The organism is Helicobacter sp. 219-2 (genome assembly GCF_030053225.1).
Lineage (GTDB): Bacteria > Campylobacterota > Campylobacteria > Campylobacterales > Helicobacteraceae > Helicobacter > Helicobacter pylori_C.
The window spans coordinates 504491-518625 of sequence record NZ_JASGBS010000001.1; the positions used below are offsets into that span (position 1 = coordinate 504491).

16 protein-coding genes are annotated in these 14135 nt (G+C 38.3%); 8 read left to right on the plus strand and 8 right to left on the minus strand.

Features of this window, described 5'->3' with window-relative positions; all coding sequences use genetic code 11:
• Positions 1 to 3: 3 nt before the first annotated feature.
• Positions 4 to 771, plus strand: a complete 768-nt coding sequence (locus P6280_RS02540; protein WP_283236903.1) for a hypothetical protein — start codon at positions 4 to 6, stop codon at positions 769 to 771.
• Here the strand turns inward: P6280_RS02540 and P6280_RS02545 are convergent.
• Positions 768 to 1631 carry a menaquinone biosynthesis family protein gene (locus tag P6280_RS02545; RefSeq protein ID WP_283236904.1) on the minus strand — a complete coding sequence of 288 codons (864 nt, stop codon included), beginning with the start codon at positions 1629 to 1631 and terminating at the stop codon, positions 768 to 770. The two genes, P6280_RS02540 and P6280_RS02545, sit on opposite strands and share 4 nt — an antisense overlap.
• A gap of 98 nt (positions 1632 to 1729) precedes the next feature.
• Between P6280_RS02545 and recA the strand changes: the two genes are divergently transcribed.
• Genes recA through P6280_RS02575 form a run of 6 tightly spaced genes read left to right on the plus strand, consistent with a single transcriptional unit; the run spans position 1730 to position 6416 of the window.
• Entirely contained in the window at positions 1730 to 2773 is a 1044-nt protein-coding gene (gene recA / locus P6280_RS02550) for a recombinase RecA (RefSeq protein ID WP_000963126.1), read from the plus strand.
• An 11-nt stretch (positions 2774 to 2784) separates the two neighbouring features.
• A complete protein-coding gene (gene eno / locus P6280_RS02555; RefSeq protein WP_180410416.1) occupies positions 2785 to 4065 on the plus strand; it encodes a phosphopyruvate hydratase in 1281 nt (426 codons plus the stop codon).
• The gene (locus P6280_RS02560) at positions 4058 to 4333 is read left to right on the plus strand and encodes a hypothetical protein (protein ID WP_000146214.1); all 276 of its coding nucleotides are present in this window, start codon (positions 4058 to 4060) and stop codon (positions 4331 to 4333) included. The genes eno and P6280_RS02560 overlap by 8 nt, the downstream gene beginning before the upstream one ends.
• Positions 4334 to 4348: 15 nt before the next feature.
• Complete coding sequence (locus tag P6280_RS02565; protein WP_245063490.1) at positions 4349 to 4945, plus strand: AMIN domain-containing protein; 597 nt, start codon at positions 4349 to 4351, stop codon at positions 4943 to 4945.
• A gap of 4 nt (positions 4946 to 4949) precedes the next feature.
• Positions 4950 to 5438 carry a shikimate kinase gene (locus tag P6280_RS02570; RefSeq protein WP_001216271.1) on the plus strand — a complete coding sequence of 163 codons (489 nt, stop codon included), beginning with the start codon at positions 4950 to 4952 and terminating at the stop codon, positions 5436 to 5438.
• A 21-nt stretch (positions 5439 to 5459) separates the two neighbouring features.
• On the plus strand, positions 5460 to 6416 hold the full coding sequence (locus P6280_RS02575; protein ID WP_121070726.1) for a PDC sensor domain-containing protein: 957 nt from the start codon (positions 5460 to 5462) through the stop codon (positions 6414 to 6416).
• Here P6280_RS02575 and rfaJ read toward each other — a convergent pair.
• Positions 6413 to 7534, minus strand: coding sequence for an HP0159 family lipopolysaccharide 1,6-glucosyltransferase (gene rfaJ, locus P6280_RS02580; RefSeq protein ID WP_283236905.1), 1122 nt, complete (start codon positions 7532 to 7534; stop codon positions 6413 to 6415). The two genes, P6280_RS02575 and rfaJ, sit on opposite strands and share 4 nt — an antisense overlap.
• 152 nt (positions 7535 to 7686) lie before the next feature.
• Between rfaJ and P6280_RS02585 the strand changes: the two genes are divergently transcribed.
• A complete protein-coding gene (locus tag P6280_RS02585; RefSeq protein WP_283236906.1) occupies positions 7687 to 8610 on the plus strand; it encodes a tetratricopeptide repeat protein in 924 nt (307 codons plus the stop codon).
• A gap of 769 nt (positions 8611 to 9379) precedes the next feature.
• Here the strand turns inward: P6280_RS02585 and P6280_RS02590 are convergent.
• The 6 genes from P6280_RS02590 to P6280_RS02615 form a co-directional block, all read right to left on the minus strand.
• The gene (locus P6280_RS02590) at positions 9380 to 10102 is read right to left on the minus strand and encodes a YebC/PmpR family DNA-binding transcriptional regulator (RefSeq protein ID WP_000532130.1); all 723 of its coding nucleotides are present in this window, start codon (positions 10100 to 10102) and stop codon (positions 9380 to 9382) included.
• Positions 10103 to 11074, minus strand: a complete 972-nt coding sequence (gene hemB / locus P6280_RS02595) for a porphobilinogen synthase (RefSeq protein ID WP_283236907.1) — start codon at positions 11072 to 11074, stop codon at positions 10103 to 10105.
• 9 nt (positions 11075 to 11083) lie between these two features.
• A complete protein-coding gene (gene arsS / locus P6280_RS02600; RefSeq protein ID WP_283236908.1) occupies positions 11084 to 12427 on the minus strand; it encodes an acid-sensing histidine kinase ArsS in 1344 nt (447 codons plus the stop codon).
• Between the two features lie 25 nt (positions 12428 to 12452).
• On the minus strand, positions 12453 to 13130 hold the full coding sequence (gene arsR / locus P6280_RS02605) for an acid response regulator transcription factor ArsR (protein ID WP_283236909.1): 678 nt from the start codon (positions 13128 to 13130) through the stop codon (positions 12453 to 12455).
• A 236-nt stretch (positions 13131 to 13366) separates the two neighbouring features.
• Entirely contained in the window at positions 13367 to 13873 is a 507-nt protein-coding gene (locus P6280_RS02610) for a CiaD-like domain-containing protein (protein ID WP_283237451.1), read from the minus strand.
• Positions 13864 to 14127, minus strand: coding sequence for a tetratricopeptide repeat protein (locus P6280_RS02615; protein ID WP_283236910.1), 264 nt, complete (start codon positions 14125 to 14127; stop codon positions 13864 to 13866). Before P6280_RS02615 ends, P6280_RS02610 begins: the two co-directional genes overlap by 10 nt.
• Positions 14128 to 14135: the final 8 nt, after the last annotated feature.

A 14135-nucleotide genomic window follows, 5' to 3' on the forward strand; every position in this document is an offset into this window, starting at 1 on the left:
GCTATGGGTTTTTTAAAAGTTTTTAAGCATGACGCCTTGGGGCAATTAGGGAATGTTGTTGTGGGGAATTTTTTAATAACGCTCACTATTTTAGCGGTTTGTTTTTCCTCTCAAAGCACTGAAGAAACGACCATGCTCACCCTAAGCTACACGCTTTTTTTTGTCTTAGGGGCGTTTTTACTGATTGCAATCAGTGTGGGAGCGATCAAAAACCTCAACGTGCTTTTTTCTAAAAGGGGGGTTTTAAGCTTTTCTTTACCCGTTAGTTTAGAGTCTTTATTGCTCCCTAAAATCTTGCTCCCTATGGTGTTTTTTATCTTCAGTTTGTTCTGGTTTGTGGCGAGCGTGCGTTTGGGCTATTCTCTTTTTAACGCGCAATCTAGCGTGCTGTTTATCTTGCACACCGCTTTAAAAACCTTTGTGTTAAAACCCACTAAAACCTTAGGTATCGCGCTGTTTTTAGGGCTTGTTTTAATGAAATTTTTATTTGTTTTGAGCGTTTTAAACGCTGTTAGGATTAAAAAAGCGCGTTTTTTACTAGGGGGGCTGTTGTTCATTCTTGTGGGGGTTGTTTTGGAATTAGCGTTTAATTCGTTACTGCCCTTAATGAGTTCTAGTTTAAGCGTCAATGAGGGGTTTTATTATTTCTTGCAACAACAAGAATTACAAGAAAACAAATACTACCTTTTATGGGGGGTGGATTTTTTAAAAATCCTTTTATTGTATGCGATGATCCGTTACTTGCTTATGCATAAATTAGAATTGGATTAAGAAAAGCGGTATTGCAAATATTCATCAGTGAGCAAGCAATCTTTAGTCTTTAACAAGTTAGCGTAAAACCCATGCTGATAGCCTAATTCAAAAAGCTTGTCTATGGCGAGAATTTGAACCTCACTTAAGCGCGTTGAAGTTTCATTCGCATACAAGCTTAAATAAGTTCGTAAGCGCTCTTTATTGACACGAATGAGCGAGCGCTCTAACAGCATGCCAGAGAGCAAATTTTGATGTTTTAGCGCGACTTCAACCGCTTTAATCAAAGCCTTTTTAATCAAAATCGCGCGATACAAGGGGATAGATCGCCTAATCGCCATGCCCCCTAAAGGCAAGGGCAAATCCACTTCAATGAGTTCTTTCCAAACATCCCACAATTCTTTTTCCACTTCTAATTCATTATGGAAATCCAAGATATTTTCATGGATGAGCACGCCCGCATGCACTTTTTCTTCCAAAACCGCTTTTTCAATGTCTAAAAAATTCATGTAGGTGATGCGCGCATGTTTGTAATAGATCTTAAACAAAAGGGCGTTGGTGGTGTGCTCCCCGCTTAATGCGACTCTAAAATCTTTTTTCAATTTCATGCCCTTTTTTTTCACTAATTTAGGCCCATAGCCATTCCCAAAGCTCGTCGCTGTAGGGAGCAGGGCGTAATCGTTCGCAATTTTAGGGAATAGCGCAAAGCTGATTGCGCTCACATCATAAGTGTTTTTTAGGGCTTCTTGGTTTAGGGTTTCAATATCAAGGGCGATATTGTGGAATGTTTTATTGTTAATGGGGCAATCTATCCAACCAAACTTAATCGCATAATACATGAAAATATCATCAGCATCAGGGCTATGAGCGACACTAATCAAAGTAAAATCCTTTTGTGATAGGGTAAGTCCTTTTATTATAATAGATTTTAGGCTAGGATTTGATAGAATAAACAAATCAAATTCAATAAGGTAATTTAATGGCAATAGATGAAGACAAACAAAAAGCGATTTCTTTAGCGATCAAACAAATTGATAAGGTTTTTGGTAAGGGGGCGTTGGTGCGCCTTGGGGATAAGCAAGTAGAAAAGATTGACTCTATTTCTACAGGCTCGTTAGGGTTGGATCTGGCTTTAGGGATTGGGGGCGTTCCAAAAGGCAGGATCATTGAAATTTATGGGCCAGAGTCAAGCGGAAAGACCACTCTAAGCTTGCATATCATTGCAGAATGCCAAAAAAATGGCGGCGTGTGCGCATTTATTGACGCTGAGCATGCCCTAGATGTGCATTATGCTAAGAGGCTAGGCGTGGATACGGAAAACTTACTCGTTTCCCAACCTGATACAGGCGAGCAAGCTTTAGAAATTTTAGAAACGATCACCAGAAGCGGAGGGATTGATTTAGTGGTGGTGGATTCCGTAGCGGCTCTTACGCCTAAAGCGGAGATTGATGGGGATATGGGCGATCAGCATGTGGGCTTGCAAGCAAGGCTTATGAGCCATGCGTTAAGAAAAATCACCGGTGTTTTGCACAAGATGAACACTACTTTAATCTTTATCAATCAAATCAGAATGAAGATTGGCATGATGGGTTATGGGAGTCCAGAGACCACAACCGGGGGCAATGCCTTAAAATTCTATGCGAGCGTTAGGATTGATATTAGAAGGATTGCAGCTTTAAAACAAAACGAACAGCATATTGGCAATAGGGCTAAAGCCAAAGTGGTTAAAAATAAAGTCGCTCCGCCCTTTAGAGAAGCGGAATTTGACATCATGTTTGGGGAGGGGATTTCTAAAGAGGGCGAAATCATTGATTATGGCGTGAAATTAGACATTGTGGATAAGAGTGGGGCATGGCTTAGCTACCAGGATAAAAAGCTAGGGCAAGGCCGAGAAAACGCTAAGGCCTTACTGAAAGAAGACAAAGCCCTAGCGAATGAAATCACTCTTAAGATTAAAGAGAGTATTGGCTCTAATGAAGAGATCATGCCCTTACCAGATGAGCCTTTAGAAGAAATGGAATAGAAAGGATTTTGATGCTAACCATTAAAGATATTCATGCTTTAGAAGTGATGGATAGTAGGGGCAATCCTACCATTCAAGCCAGCGTGATTTTAAGCGATAACACTAAAGCGAGTGCGATTGTGCCTAGTGGGGCGAGCACCGGTAAAAGGGAAGCGTTAGAATTAAGGGATAATGACAAAACCCGTTTTTTGGGTAAAGGGGTTTTAAGGGCATGCGAAAATGTCAATAGCGTGATCAAACACCATTTAATAGGGCTTGAAGCGATCAATCAAGCCTTTGTGGATGAGAGGTTAAGGGCTTTAGACGGCACGCCTAATTACGCTAATTTAGGGGCGAACGCTGTTTTGGGCGTTTCTATGGCGTTAGCAAGGGCTAGCGCGAAAGCTTTAAATCTGCCATTATACCGCTATTTAGGGGGGGCTAACGCTTTGACTTTGCCTGTGCCGATGCTCAATATCATTAACGGCGGAACGCATGCGAATAATTCCATAGACTTTCAAGAATACATGATCATGCCTTTAGGGTTTGAGAGTTTTAAAGAAGCTTTAAGAGCGAGCGCGGAAGTCTATCACACGCTTAAAAAACTTTTAGATGGGAAGAATCAACTCACAAGCGTGGGCGATGAGGGGGGTTTTGCGCCTAATTTTAACAACAATGTAGAACCCCTTGAAGTCATTTCTCAAGCCATTGAAAAAGCCGGCTATAAATTAGGCGAAGAAATAGCGCTCGCTTTAGATGTAGCGAGCAGCGAATTGGTGGATGAAAATTTCAATTATCATTTAAAGGGTGAAAATAAGATTCTAGATTCGCATGAATTAGTGGCTTATTATAAAGAGTTGGTGGCAAAATACCCGATTGTGTCTATTGAAGATGGTTTGAGCGAAGACGATTGGGAGGGTTGGGCGTTTTTAAGCAAGGAATTAGGGCGTCAAATCCAGTTAGTGGGCGATGATTTGTTTGTAACGAACGCAAGTCTCTTGCAAAAAGGCATTGAAAAAAACATCGCAAACGCTATTTTGATCAAACCCAATCAAATCGGCACTATTAGTGAGACTTTGGAAACCATAAGATTAGCCAAACACCATGCCTATCAATGCGTGATGAGCCATAGAAGCGGGGAGAGTGAAGACAGCTTTATCGCTGATTTTGCAGTCGCATTGAATACGGGAGAAATCAAAACCGGATCCACCGCAAGGAGCGAAAGGATCGCTAAATACAACCGCCTTTTAGAGATTGAGCATGAATTAAAAGGGGGGGTTTATATCGGTAAAGAGTTGTTTAAGCATGGCTAGTGGCCTTTTTGAAAACGATGAAATCAAAGACAACAAAGCACGAGATTTTTTCTATAGCCATAGCTCCCTGATTGTCTTTTTCCTTTTACTGCTTTGGTTTGGGTATTATTTAGGGAAGTTGCTTTTTGGGGGCTCTTCTTTAGAAGTTTATTTGGATTTAAGAGATAAGCATGAACGGTTGCAACAAGAAATCACCGAATTGCAAAGCAAAAATGTGCGTTTGCAAAAGCGTTTGTTTGAGTTGAGGGAATTACGGCCTAGAGATTAGTTTTAAGGAATGATCGTGTTAAAAAAGATGGTAGGTTTGGTGGTGGTTTTAAGCGTTTTATTAGCCAGAGACAACCCTTTTGAGCCTGAAATCAATTCCAAGAATTTGCAAGGGGGCTTTAATGGGATCTATGATAGTTATTTTAAAGAAATCCATGTGGATTTGCCCACGAGCGCTAGGATTTTAAAACAAATCACGCTCACTTACCAAGATATTGATGGCTCTATCCATTCTAAAGTCGTGGGCATTGATAAAAGCATTGATTGGCATTACCCCTTAAAGCTTTCCCAACACCCCCTTGATCCAGCCGCCTTTGAAAAACGCTACCAGATCCAAGATTTTGATTTTTCCATGGCAAACAACACGATGATTTTGCGATCCCCTTATAAAATTTTGCGCTCTTTTGTGCTGGTCAATCCTTATAGAATCGTGTTAGACACGCAAAAAGGTTCTTTGGATATTTATCAAAATAGGGATTTAAACCAGAAGTTTTTTTCTCAAATTAAAGTCGGCACGCACAAAGATTATTACCGCATCACGCTCGTTTTAGACGGGAAATACCGCTATCTTTTGGAAGAAAAAAACGGAGCGTATGAATTAAGATTGAAATAAAAGCATGCGGCATTTGGTCTTAATCGGTTTTATGGGGAGCGGTAAAAGCTCTTTAGCGCAAGAATTGGGGCTTGCTTTGAAATTAGAAGTGTTGGATACGGATATGATCATTAGCGAGAGGGTGGGCCTGAGCGTGAGAGGGATTTTTGAAGAGCTTGGCGAAGACAATTTCAGGATGTTTGAAAAAAATCTGATTGATGAATTAAAAACGCTCAAAACCCCCCATGTTATTTCTACCGGTGGGGGCATTGTGATGCATGATAACCTTAAGGGTTTAGGCACAACTTTTTATCTCAAAATGGATTTTGAGACCTTGATTAAGCGTTTGAATCAAAAAGAAAGGGAAAAACGCCCCCTTTTAAATGATCTCACTCAAGCCAAAGAGCTTTTTGAAAAACGCCAAGCCCTCTATGAAAAAAACGCCTCTTTTATCATTGATGCAAGGGGTGGTTTAAATAATTCTTTAAAACAAGTGCTACAATTCATCGCATAAATTTTTTTTAAAGGCCTTTTGATGTTGAGTAGAGACATTGTCCAATATTCCAAGATTCGCACCGAGCTATACGCTTATCTTACCTATTTGTTTTCGCACAATATCCGCAACCACCTCCCTGAAATCACTTTGGATTATTTAAACAAACAGATCAGAAAAATGCATGCTGAAATCAAAATGGCAAAAAGTTTTTTTGTTTTAGACGCTAAAGGCATGCTAATTCTTAAACCAAGCCAACTTAAAGAACAGGGGCATAAGGAAGGGATATTAGAGCATGATTTAACAGAAGGGATTGAATTAGAATCGCATGTCAGCTTTAGCGATAAATATTATTTTTATCAAGCCGTGAGTGAAAAGCGTTGCATTTTAACGGACCCCTATCCTTCTAAAAAAGGAAACCATTTGGTAGTGAGCGCGTCTTACCCGGTGTATGATCAAAATAATGATCTAGCGTTTGTGGTGTGCTTGCAAATCCCTTTGAGGGTGGCGATTGAAATCAGTTCGCCTTCAAAGTATTTCAGAACCTTTAGCGAAGGGAGCATGGTCATGTATTTTATGATTTCTATCATGCTCACTTTGGTGTCGTTGCTTTTATTTGTGAAATGCATTTCTAGCTTTTGGACAGCGATTGTGAATTTTAGCAGTTTTGACATTAAAGAAGTGTTCCACCCCATTGTGCTTTTAACCCTAGCCTTAGCCACCTTTGATCTAGTCAAGGCGATTTTTGAAGAGGAAGTTTTGGGTAAAAATAGCGGGGACAACCACCATGCGATCCACCGCACGATGATCAGGTTTTTAGGCTCTATCATTATCGCATTAGCCATTGAAGCGTTGATGTTAGTGTTTAAATTCAGCGTGAGCGAACCGGATAAAATCACTTATGCGGTGTATTTGGCTGTTGGTGTGGCAGTGCTTTTGATCAGTTTGGCGATTTATGTCAAATTCGCTTATAGCGTGTTGCCCAAACGAGAACGCTAAGAGTTAAAAAATTTTTCTTTTAAGCGTTTGAAAATCCTATTCAATCTAAAAAAGACATATTCTAAAAGGGTTTTTGGGTTGAGTAGGGGGGCAAGAAATTCAAAGGTTTTTTGTTTGTCTTTAAGGCTTAAAAATTCTGTCATTTGTTTGAGGAATTTCACGGAATATTCAGCATAAAAAGGGGTTTTTAAAAGAGTCTCATGCCATTCTTTAGAATATGAAAAAGTAGGTAAAACCCAAGGTTTCCCTGTAAAATAAAAATGCAGCATGACGATTTCTTTTTTGTTAGGGATGAAGCGTTTTTGATTGGCCATGAAAGGGTGGGTGTTATAAATATAGGGTAAGATTAAAACCTTTTGATAGCATGCGAGCGTTAAAAGATCCTGTTCAGGGCAAAACACGCACTGGCCTTTTTGATGGGTTAAATTGAGTAAGCGTTCTTCTAAATGATCAGCGCGCCACAGCTTTAAATTCACGACTAAAAACCCAACATTATAGTGGTTTTCACAAATGATTTTCATGTCTTTTTCTTTAAGGTAATGCTCATGGAGAAAAAATTTTTGGCGAGGCTCTCTCTCCCTTTCTGTTTGGAAATGTTTAAGGCTTTTAGGAGAAGAAAAATCTTTAGCCGCTCCAAAATAATAAGAATCTAGCGGGATAAAAAAACTCTCGCTCACATCGTTTAAAAACAAAGTGTCCGCATCAAACATGATAATTTTGTCGTATTGTGGGAATAAAGAAGCCAAAAACAAGCGGCACATGACCATTTTAGAAAAGCGAGTCTTAGCGTAAATATTGAGTTGCAAAAAAGCTTCATGGATTTTATCAATCACAGAAGGTTCTGCTAGGGTAGTAGTAGGGTTATTGGGATCTGAAATGTCTAAAAAATCCACGCTCATAAAAGCATCAAAGGGGGCTAGAGTTTCTTTCAATTTGCGTTGATTTTCAAGGCTTAAGTTATCCACCAGGCAGTGGATTTTATAAAAAAGTTTTTCACTATCATTTTGTGATTGGGGGTGTTCTGTTTTAGCGCAAGCTAGCATGGAATACAAGCTCACGCCAGCCGGCATGGCATAATGATTGTCAAAGGCGATGACAATAGGAATAATGATACTCATTTTAAGTTGTTTTCCTAAAATAGGTTTTTTAATTAAATTTAATCCAAAGTTGAATTTATTTTTTGACAATATTATACTATAATAACCAATTAGATTGGGGTTTTACTGATTTTTCTTTGTGTGAGCTTTGGCTTATAATTATAAGGAATGAGATGATAAAGAGTTGGACTAAAAAGTGGTTTTTGATTTTATTTTTAATGGCAAGTTGTTTCAGTTATTTGGTGGCTACAACCGGTGAGAAATATTTTAAGATGGCTAATCAAGCCCTTAAGAGAGGGGATTACCATAAAGCGGTGGCTTTTTATAAGAGGAGCTGTAATTTAAGGGTGGGGGTTGGTTGCACGAGTTTAGGCTCTATGTATGAAGATGGCGACGGCGTGGATCAGAGTATTCCAAAAGCCGTTTTTTATTACAAAAGAGGGTGCAATTTAAGGGCTCATCTCGCTTGCGCGAGTCTAGGCTCTATGTATGAAGATGGCGATGGCGTGCAAAAAGATCTTCCAAAGGCTATCTATTATTATAGGAGAGGGTGCCACTTAAAGGGTGGGGTGAGCTGCGGTAGTTTAGGTTTTATGTATTTTAATGGCATAGGCGGCGTTAAGCAAAATTATGCCAAAGCCCTTTCTCTTTCTAAATACGCTTGCAGTTTGGATTATGGCATTAGTTGTAACTTTGCAGGGTATATGTATAGGAACGCAAAAGGCGTGGAGAAGGATTTGAAAAAAGCCCTTACAAATTTTAAAAGAGGGTGCCATCTAAAAGACGGAGCGAGCTGTGTGAGCTTGGGATACATGTATGAAGCCGGTCTTTATGTCAGACAAAATGAAGAACAAGCCTTGAATCTTTATAAAAAGGGTTGTTCTTTAAAAGAAGGGAGCGGTTGTCATAATGTGGCGGTGATGTATTACACGGGTAAGGGTGCTCCAAAGGATTTGGATAAAGCCACTTTATATTATAAGAAAGGGTGCGCTTTAGGCTTTAGTGGTAGTTGTAAAATATTAGAAGAAGTGATTGGCAATAAGTCTGATAATTTGCAAGATGACGCGCAAAACGACACGCAAGATGATACGCAATAAGCCAAAGTTTAAGGGGCTAATGATTAAAACTCATCTTATAGAAATCTTTCTACTTTTGTGCTATCAAATGGGGATTGAGCGTTTCTATTGATGGGTATTGAGATTAAAAATCTAGGGTTTGGATTCGCTCTCATATTGAAAACACTCAAAGGCGTTTTAAAACAAATATAAAAGAGCTTACACAAGACACAAGCGATAATTTTTTAAAGCGCTCTTTAGGGGATTTAATGGGGTTAAAGGGGGTATTATTTCAAAATCCCCTATCCGCTTTAAAAAATAACTTTACCACAGAATAAAAATTAACTATAAAAAAGCTTAAAAACAAGTTTTTAAAAAAGAATATTGAAAAAGCTATTCATATTTGATCAAAACAAAAACCTTTATTCAATCAAAATAAGGTTAAAATCCAATAAAAAAGGAGTTTTATAACTCTTTATAGGATTTTACAAGCTTATAACAACAAAACTTTTTGTTGGTTTTCATTGGTGAAGCGCCCAAACGCTAAAGCGATTGGGCTTCCTGATGTTGGGGGAGAGTTTGGTTCTTGCTCTGTGTCCCTAATGGATTTTACAGAGTTTGATCTTCAACGCATTCCCTACAGCTCTCGCATATCATATCTTATAAAGGCGTAACTTTGCACGCTCCCTACGCTAGATACAAATGTATGGGGGTATTATGACAAATTAGCGGCATTCATCCCAAACGCTAAAGGTGTTTAGGATTTCTTGCTTGGGTGGTTTAAAAAAAATACTTTGAGCCCTTTTACATTTCACTCAATATTCGTATAAAGCGCGACCACATCATCATCGTCTTCAATCCTGTCCAGTAATTTTTCGGTAAGCTCCATTTGTTCGTCATTCAATTCAATAGGCGTTGTGGCGATGCGTTGCAAACTCGCTTTTAAAATGGGTAATCTCAAGCTTTCAAACCCCTCATTTAAGAGTTTGAAGCTATTATAATCCCCCCTAATAATAATCTTGTCTTCCACTTCTTCTAATTCTTCCAAACCATAATCAATGAGAGCGAATTCCAAATCTTCTAGGCTGAGTTTTAAATTTTCCACTTCATTTTTCAAGCATTCAAACACGCTTTTTCGGTTAAACATAAACTCTAAAGAGCCATTAGGCACGATGCTTGCCCCTTGCGTTTTATTGAAATAGCTTTTAAGGTTAGCAATGGTTCTAGTGGGGTTATCAGTCATGCATTCCATAATGATTAACACGCCAAAATTCGCCTTACCCTCATAAGTAATTTCACTCAAATTCCCCTCTTTACTGCTCGCTCTTTTAATCGCTGCGTCAATATTGTCTTTAGGCATGTTTTGCGCTTTAGCGTTTAAAATCGCTGTTCGTAGTTTGGCGTTCGTGTCCGGCTCGCTCCCGCCCTCTTTTGCCGCTAGAGTGATCGCTTTGGCGAGCTTGGGGAAAACCTTACTCATCTTATCCCATCGTTTTTCTTTAGCCGCTCTTCTGTATTCAAACGCTCGTCCCATTCAATTCCTTTGCAATAAGTTAGCCACTTCTTTGGCATGATAGCTAATAATCATATCCGCTCCCGCTCTTTTAAAACAAGTCATCGTTTCTAATAAAACGCTTTCATAGTTGATCAGGTTGTGTTTTTGAGCGAGTTTGAGCATGGCGTATTCCCCACTCACATTATAGAGCGCTAAAGGGAGCAAAGTGTGATCTCTGATTTCTTTAACAATATCCAAATACGCCAAAGCCGGTTTCACCATTAAAATATCCGCGCCCTGTTTTTCATCTTCTAAACTTTCTAAAAGCGCTTCTTTTTTATTAGCGTAATCCATTTGATAGCTTTTACGATCGCCAAAACTCGGCGCAGAGTTTGCCACATCTCTAAAAGGCCCATAGTAACTGCTCGCAAATTTAGTGGAATAGCTCATGATGGGCGTGTAAAAATACCCGGCCCTTTCTAGCGTTTTTCTCAAGCTCAAAACATTCCCATCCATCATGTTGCTTGGGGCTAGAATATCCACACCGCTTTCAGCCAAAATAAGCCCTTGAAGGTTTAAAATCTCTAGCGTTTTATCGTTAGACACAGAAGCGTTTTCTAAAATCCCGCAATGCCCATGGTCGGTGTATTCACAAAAACACAAATCCGCTATAACGATTAAATCCTTAAATCGTTTTTTAACCTCTTTGGTGGCTTTTGCGACAATGTGATCCTTATTTAACGCATGGCTTCCTGTAGCGTCCTTATTTTTAGGAATGCCAAACAATAAAACGGCTTTGATGCCTAAACCCACTAATTCTTCGCATTCTTTTAAAAGAGGCTCTATACTCATTTGATAAACGCCAGGCATGGAGCTGATTTCATTTTTAATGTAACTATCGCTTTCTATGACAAATAAGGGAGCGATGAAATCATCAATATTTAAATGCGTTTCTCTTAGCATCGCTCTTAAATTTTCGCTGCTTCGTAATCTTCTCAATCGTTTGAACATGTTCTCTCTTTATTGTTTTTCTTTAACCCCATAATTGGCTTTTTCTATCCCCTTCATTCCGCTCACCTCTTTCAGATTTTCGGGGGGGGGGGGTAGCTCTTCATCATCTTCTTCTAAATCGTAAAAACTATTAAAAACGCAATCATGGATAGTGAAACAAATTCTTCCATTGCTGTAATGATAGCTCAAATTCAATCCCATAGCCTCTAAGGCGTTTTTAATGATATACATGCCTAACCCAAAACCATGGGCTTGGCTGGGGTTAGAAGATTTGAAGTAGGGTTGCAAATATTTTTCAAAATCTTCTTTTAAAGGTTTGCTTTTATTGGACACCACTAAATTATTTCCTATGAAATCCAAAAACACCTGTTTGTCATCGCTGTATTTAATCGCATTATCTACCATGTTTTTTAACGCTATAGAAAACAATTCAAAATCCGCTTCAATGATGTAATTTGAAGAGGATACATGGATAGGGCTTTTTTTATCCTCATCAATCAAAAGCATTTTTTCAATTTTATTGATCAAATCGCTCATTAAAAATTTTTCTTTATTGCTCCCGTAATTTTTGGAAGCGAGCTGCTCAATGCGGGCAAATTGCTCAATCAACATGTTCAAGTGATCAAATATAGATGAAAAGCGTTTGCAAGACAGCTCTTCTTTAAGCATAGAGCTTAGTATCTTGCCCTTAGTGATAGGGGTGCGTAATTCATGCATGATAGAGCGCAAAAATAAAACCCGAGATTCATTCATCGCATTGATTTTTTGGATGCAATTGTCAAATTCGTTAGCCAGATCCCCTATTTCATCTTTTTGCTTGCTTTTACAACTCACGCTTTTATCCCCTTGAGCGAAGCGTTTCACTTGGGATCTTAACTCTCTTAAGGGCAATAAACTCTGCAAAACAAATAAAAAGAGGAATAAAATCAATAATAAACCCACCGTAATAGCTAAGAAATAATTCCTGTAAGAAACCGAATGCAAATCTTTATAAAGCACAAAATGCTCATCCTTTTTTAAAAGGATAAAAACCATATCACTGAATTTAAACACTTCCGCATACCCAATATTCCTGTGGTGCAACTGGTGGCGTCTTTTGGCTAAAACCTTTTCTAAATTTTCTATTGTGGTTTCTCTAAAACCAATTTTATAGAGGTAATCTTCTATGGCTCTATAATCAGAGTAATTATTTAAAATTTCATTGATGGTGGTAACAAACTGATAATGGCGCATTTCGTTTTGATAGTTTTCGTGATTGATTTGAGAAGACACGAAATAGTAAGCGAACGCTCCAAAACTAAAGAGCGTTATCATAAACAAAGCGACAACTTTAAAAAAGATAGAGAAACGCAAAACCCCTTAACTCCTTATTAGAATATCAGTATTCTAATTTATAACCAATCCCTCTAACAGAGATGATGTATTGCTGTTGTTTAGGGTTTTTTTCAATCTTAGATCGCAAACGGCCAATGATCACATCAATGCTTTTATTGGAGCTTTCAGGGTTGATGCTCTCGCTCTCAATCGCAATGCTTTCACGGCTAAACACATAACCTTTTTTGCTAATGAGAAGCGAAAGGATTTCATATTCAGCCCTAGTTAAGTCTAGCTTTTTTTCATGCATATACACTTCTCGGCTATCCTTATCCACCCTAAAGATATTCGCATCGCCTGGCTCACTCACTTCTTCTTTTTTATGAGAACGCCTGAGTAAGGACTGGATGCGAGCTAATAATTCTTTAGGATCATAGGGTTTAGGGAGGTAATCATCAGCCCCATAATCTAGCGCTTTAATCTTATCTTCCACATCGCTTCTTGCTGAAGAAATAATAATAGGGATATGTTTTTGTTTGGAGATGCGCCTACACACTTCAAGCCCGTCTAAATTAGGCAAAGTTAAATCCAACAACAACAAATCATAATTTTGTGTGTTAGCCGCACTAAGGCCGGTATATGGCTCATCGTAATTGGTTACATGAATGCCATGTTGGAGCAAAAACTCGCTCAAAAACTCGGCTAATTCTATATCATCTTCTATCATTAAAACTTCTATCATACTTCAATTAACTCCTTCAATGATTTTTGCAACTTTATAAAACGATTAACTTTGTTAATGTTTTAGGGAACTAATTCTAGCATTTTATTATTAAAGATACCTTGAAAATATCTTAAAAATAAAAATTCAAAACATTATCATAGTTATTAATTGAAACTTAAGGCTTTGTTTTCATAAAATATTGAAAATTAAAGTCTTATTTTTTAATGTTTTTAAAAAATTCCTTTGCTCCTTTTTCACTCTGTGTTTTCTCGCTCCAAAGATTCTAATCGTTTTTCAAGCACGCTCAATTGGTATTGCAAGAAACGCGCCACTAAATCCAAACGCTTCAGTGCTTCTTTTTCTTCTAAAGCCTGTATGCCTTTAAACAACACTAAGGTTCTCTCTAATAAGCCTTTTAAAAAAACCCGCTCGTTTGGAATTAACACTTGCGTGGGGTTTTCTTGTGCGATTTCTTCTGTAATGATTTCTGGAATTTCTTCTTCTTTTTCTTCTGTGATTTTTTCTGTAATGATTTCTGGAATTTCTTCTTCTTTTTCTTCTGTGATTTTTTCTTGCGTTTCTATTTTAGCAGCGTTTTTTGACTCTAAAGAAGTGTTAGCGTTTTTTGGGGTGTTTTGCAAATGGGGGGGCGTTTTAAAAAAAGAGGGCGTTTTTTGCGCCGTATTAAAACCATCATCAATGGTTTTAGCCATTTTTTCAATTTCGTTAAGGGTTTCTGAAATAATGTTTTTCAATTCCATTCTACCAGCCATTTTTCTAAATTCTCAACGCTCAAATAATCCCCTTTGATAAAATTTAAATAGTGCCGCTCCAACAATGCATCGTGTTTGAAAGGAGCGAGATTTTTTTGGATTTTTTCCAAACGCTTCATTTGCTTTAACGCCTCTGCATGGTCAGGGGTTTTTTTTAAAATATTAGTATAAATTTGCAACGCTTCTTCAAAAAACCCTTGTTCTTCATAAATACTAGCGAGCGTGATCGTTTCTAAGGGCATGCGTTCCT

Excerpts from the sequence above, each read along its gene's own strand:
- arsR (WP_283236909.1), bottom strand. The coding sequence starts at position 13,130 with ATGATAGAAGTTTTAATGATAGAAGATGATATAGAATTAGCCGAGTTT.
- hemB (WP_283236907.1), bottom strand. The coding sequence starts at position 11,074 with ATGTTCAAACGATTGAGAAGATTACGAAGCAGCGAAAATTTAAGAGCG.
- P6280_RS02540 (WP_283236903.1), top strand. The coding sequence starts at position 4 with ATGGGTTTTTTAAAAGTTTTTAAGCATGACGCCTTGGGGCAATTAGGG.
- recA (WP_000963126.1), top strand. The coding sequence starts at position 1,730 with ATGGCAATAGATGAAGACAAACAAAAAGCGATTTCTTTAGCGATCAAA.
- eno (WP_180410416.1), top strand. The coding sequence starts at position 2,785 with ATGCTAACCATTAAAGATATTCATGCTTTAGAAGTGATGGATAGTAGG.
- P6280_RS02590 (WP_000532130.1), bottom strand. The coding sequence starts at position 10,102 with ATGGGACGAGCGTTTGAATACAGAAGAGCGGCTAAAGAAAAACGATGG.
- P6280_RS02570 (WP_001216271.1), top strand. The coding sequence starts at position 4,950 with ATGCGGCATTTGGTCTTAATCGGTTTTATGGGGAGCGGTAAAAGCTCT.
- P6280_RS02615 (WP_283236910.1), bottom strand. The coding sequence starts at position 14,127 with ATGCCCTTAGAAACGATCACGCTCGCTAGTATTTATGAAGAACAAGGG.
- P6280_RS02610 (WP_283237451.1), bottom strand. The coding sequence starts at position 13,873 with ATGGAATTGAAAAACATTATTTCAGAAACCCTTAACGAAATTGAAAAA.
- P6280_RS02575 (WP_121070726.1), top strand. The coding sequence starts at position 5,460 with ATGTTGAGTAGAGACATTGTCCAATATTCCAAGATTCGCACCGAGCTA.
- rfaJ (WP_283236905.1), bottom strand. The coding sequence starts at position 7,534 with ATGAGTATCATTATTCCTATTGTCATCGCCTTTGACAATCATTATGCC.
- P6280_RS02560 (WP_000146214.1), top strand. The coding sequence starts at position 4,058 with ATGGCTAGTGGCCTTTTTGAAAACGATGAAATCAAAGACAACAAAGCA.
- P6280_RS02585 (WP_283236906.1), top strand. The coding sequence starts at position 7,687 with ATGATAAAGAGTTGGACTAAAAAGTGGTTTTTGATTTTATTTTTAATG.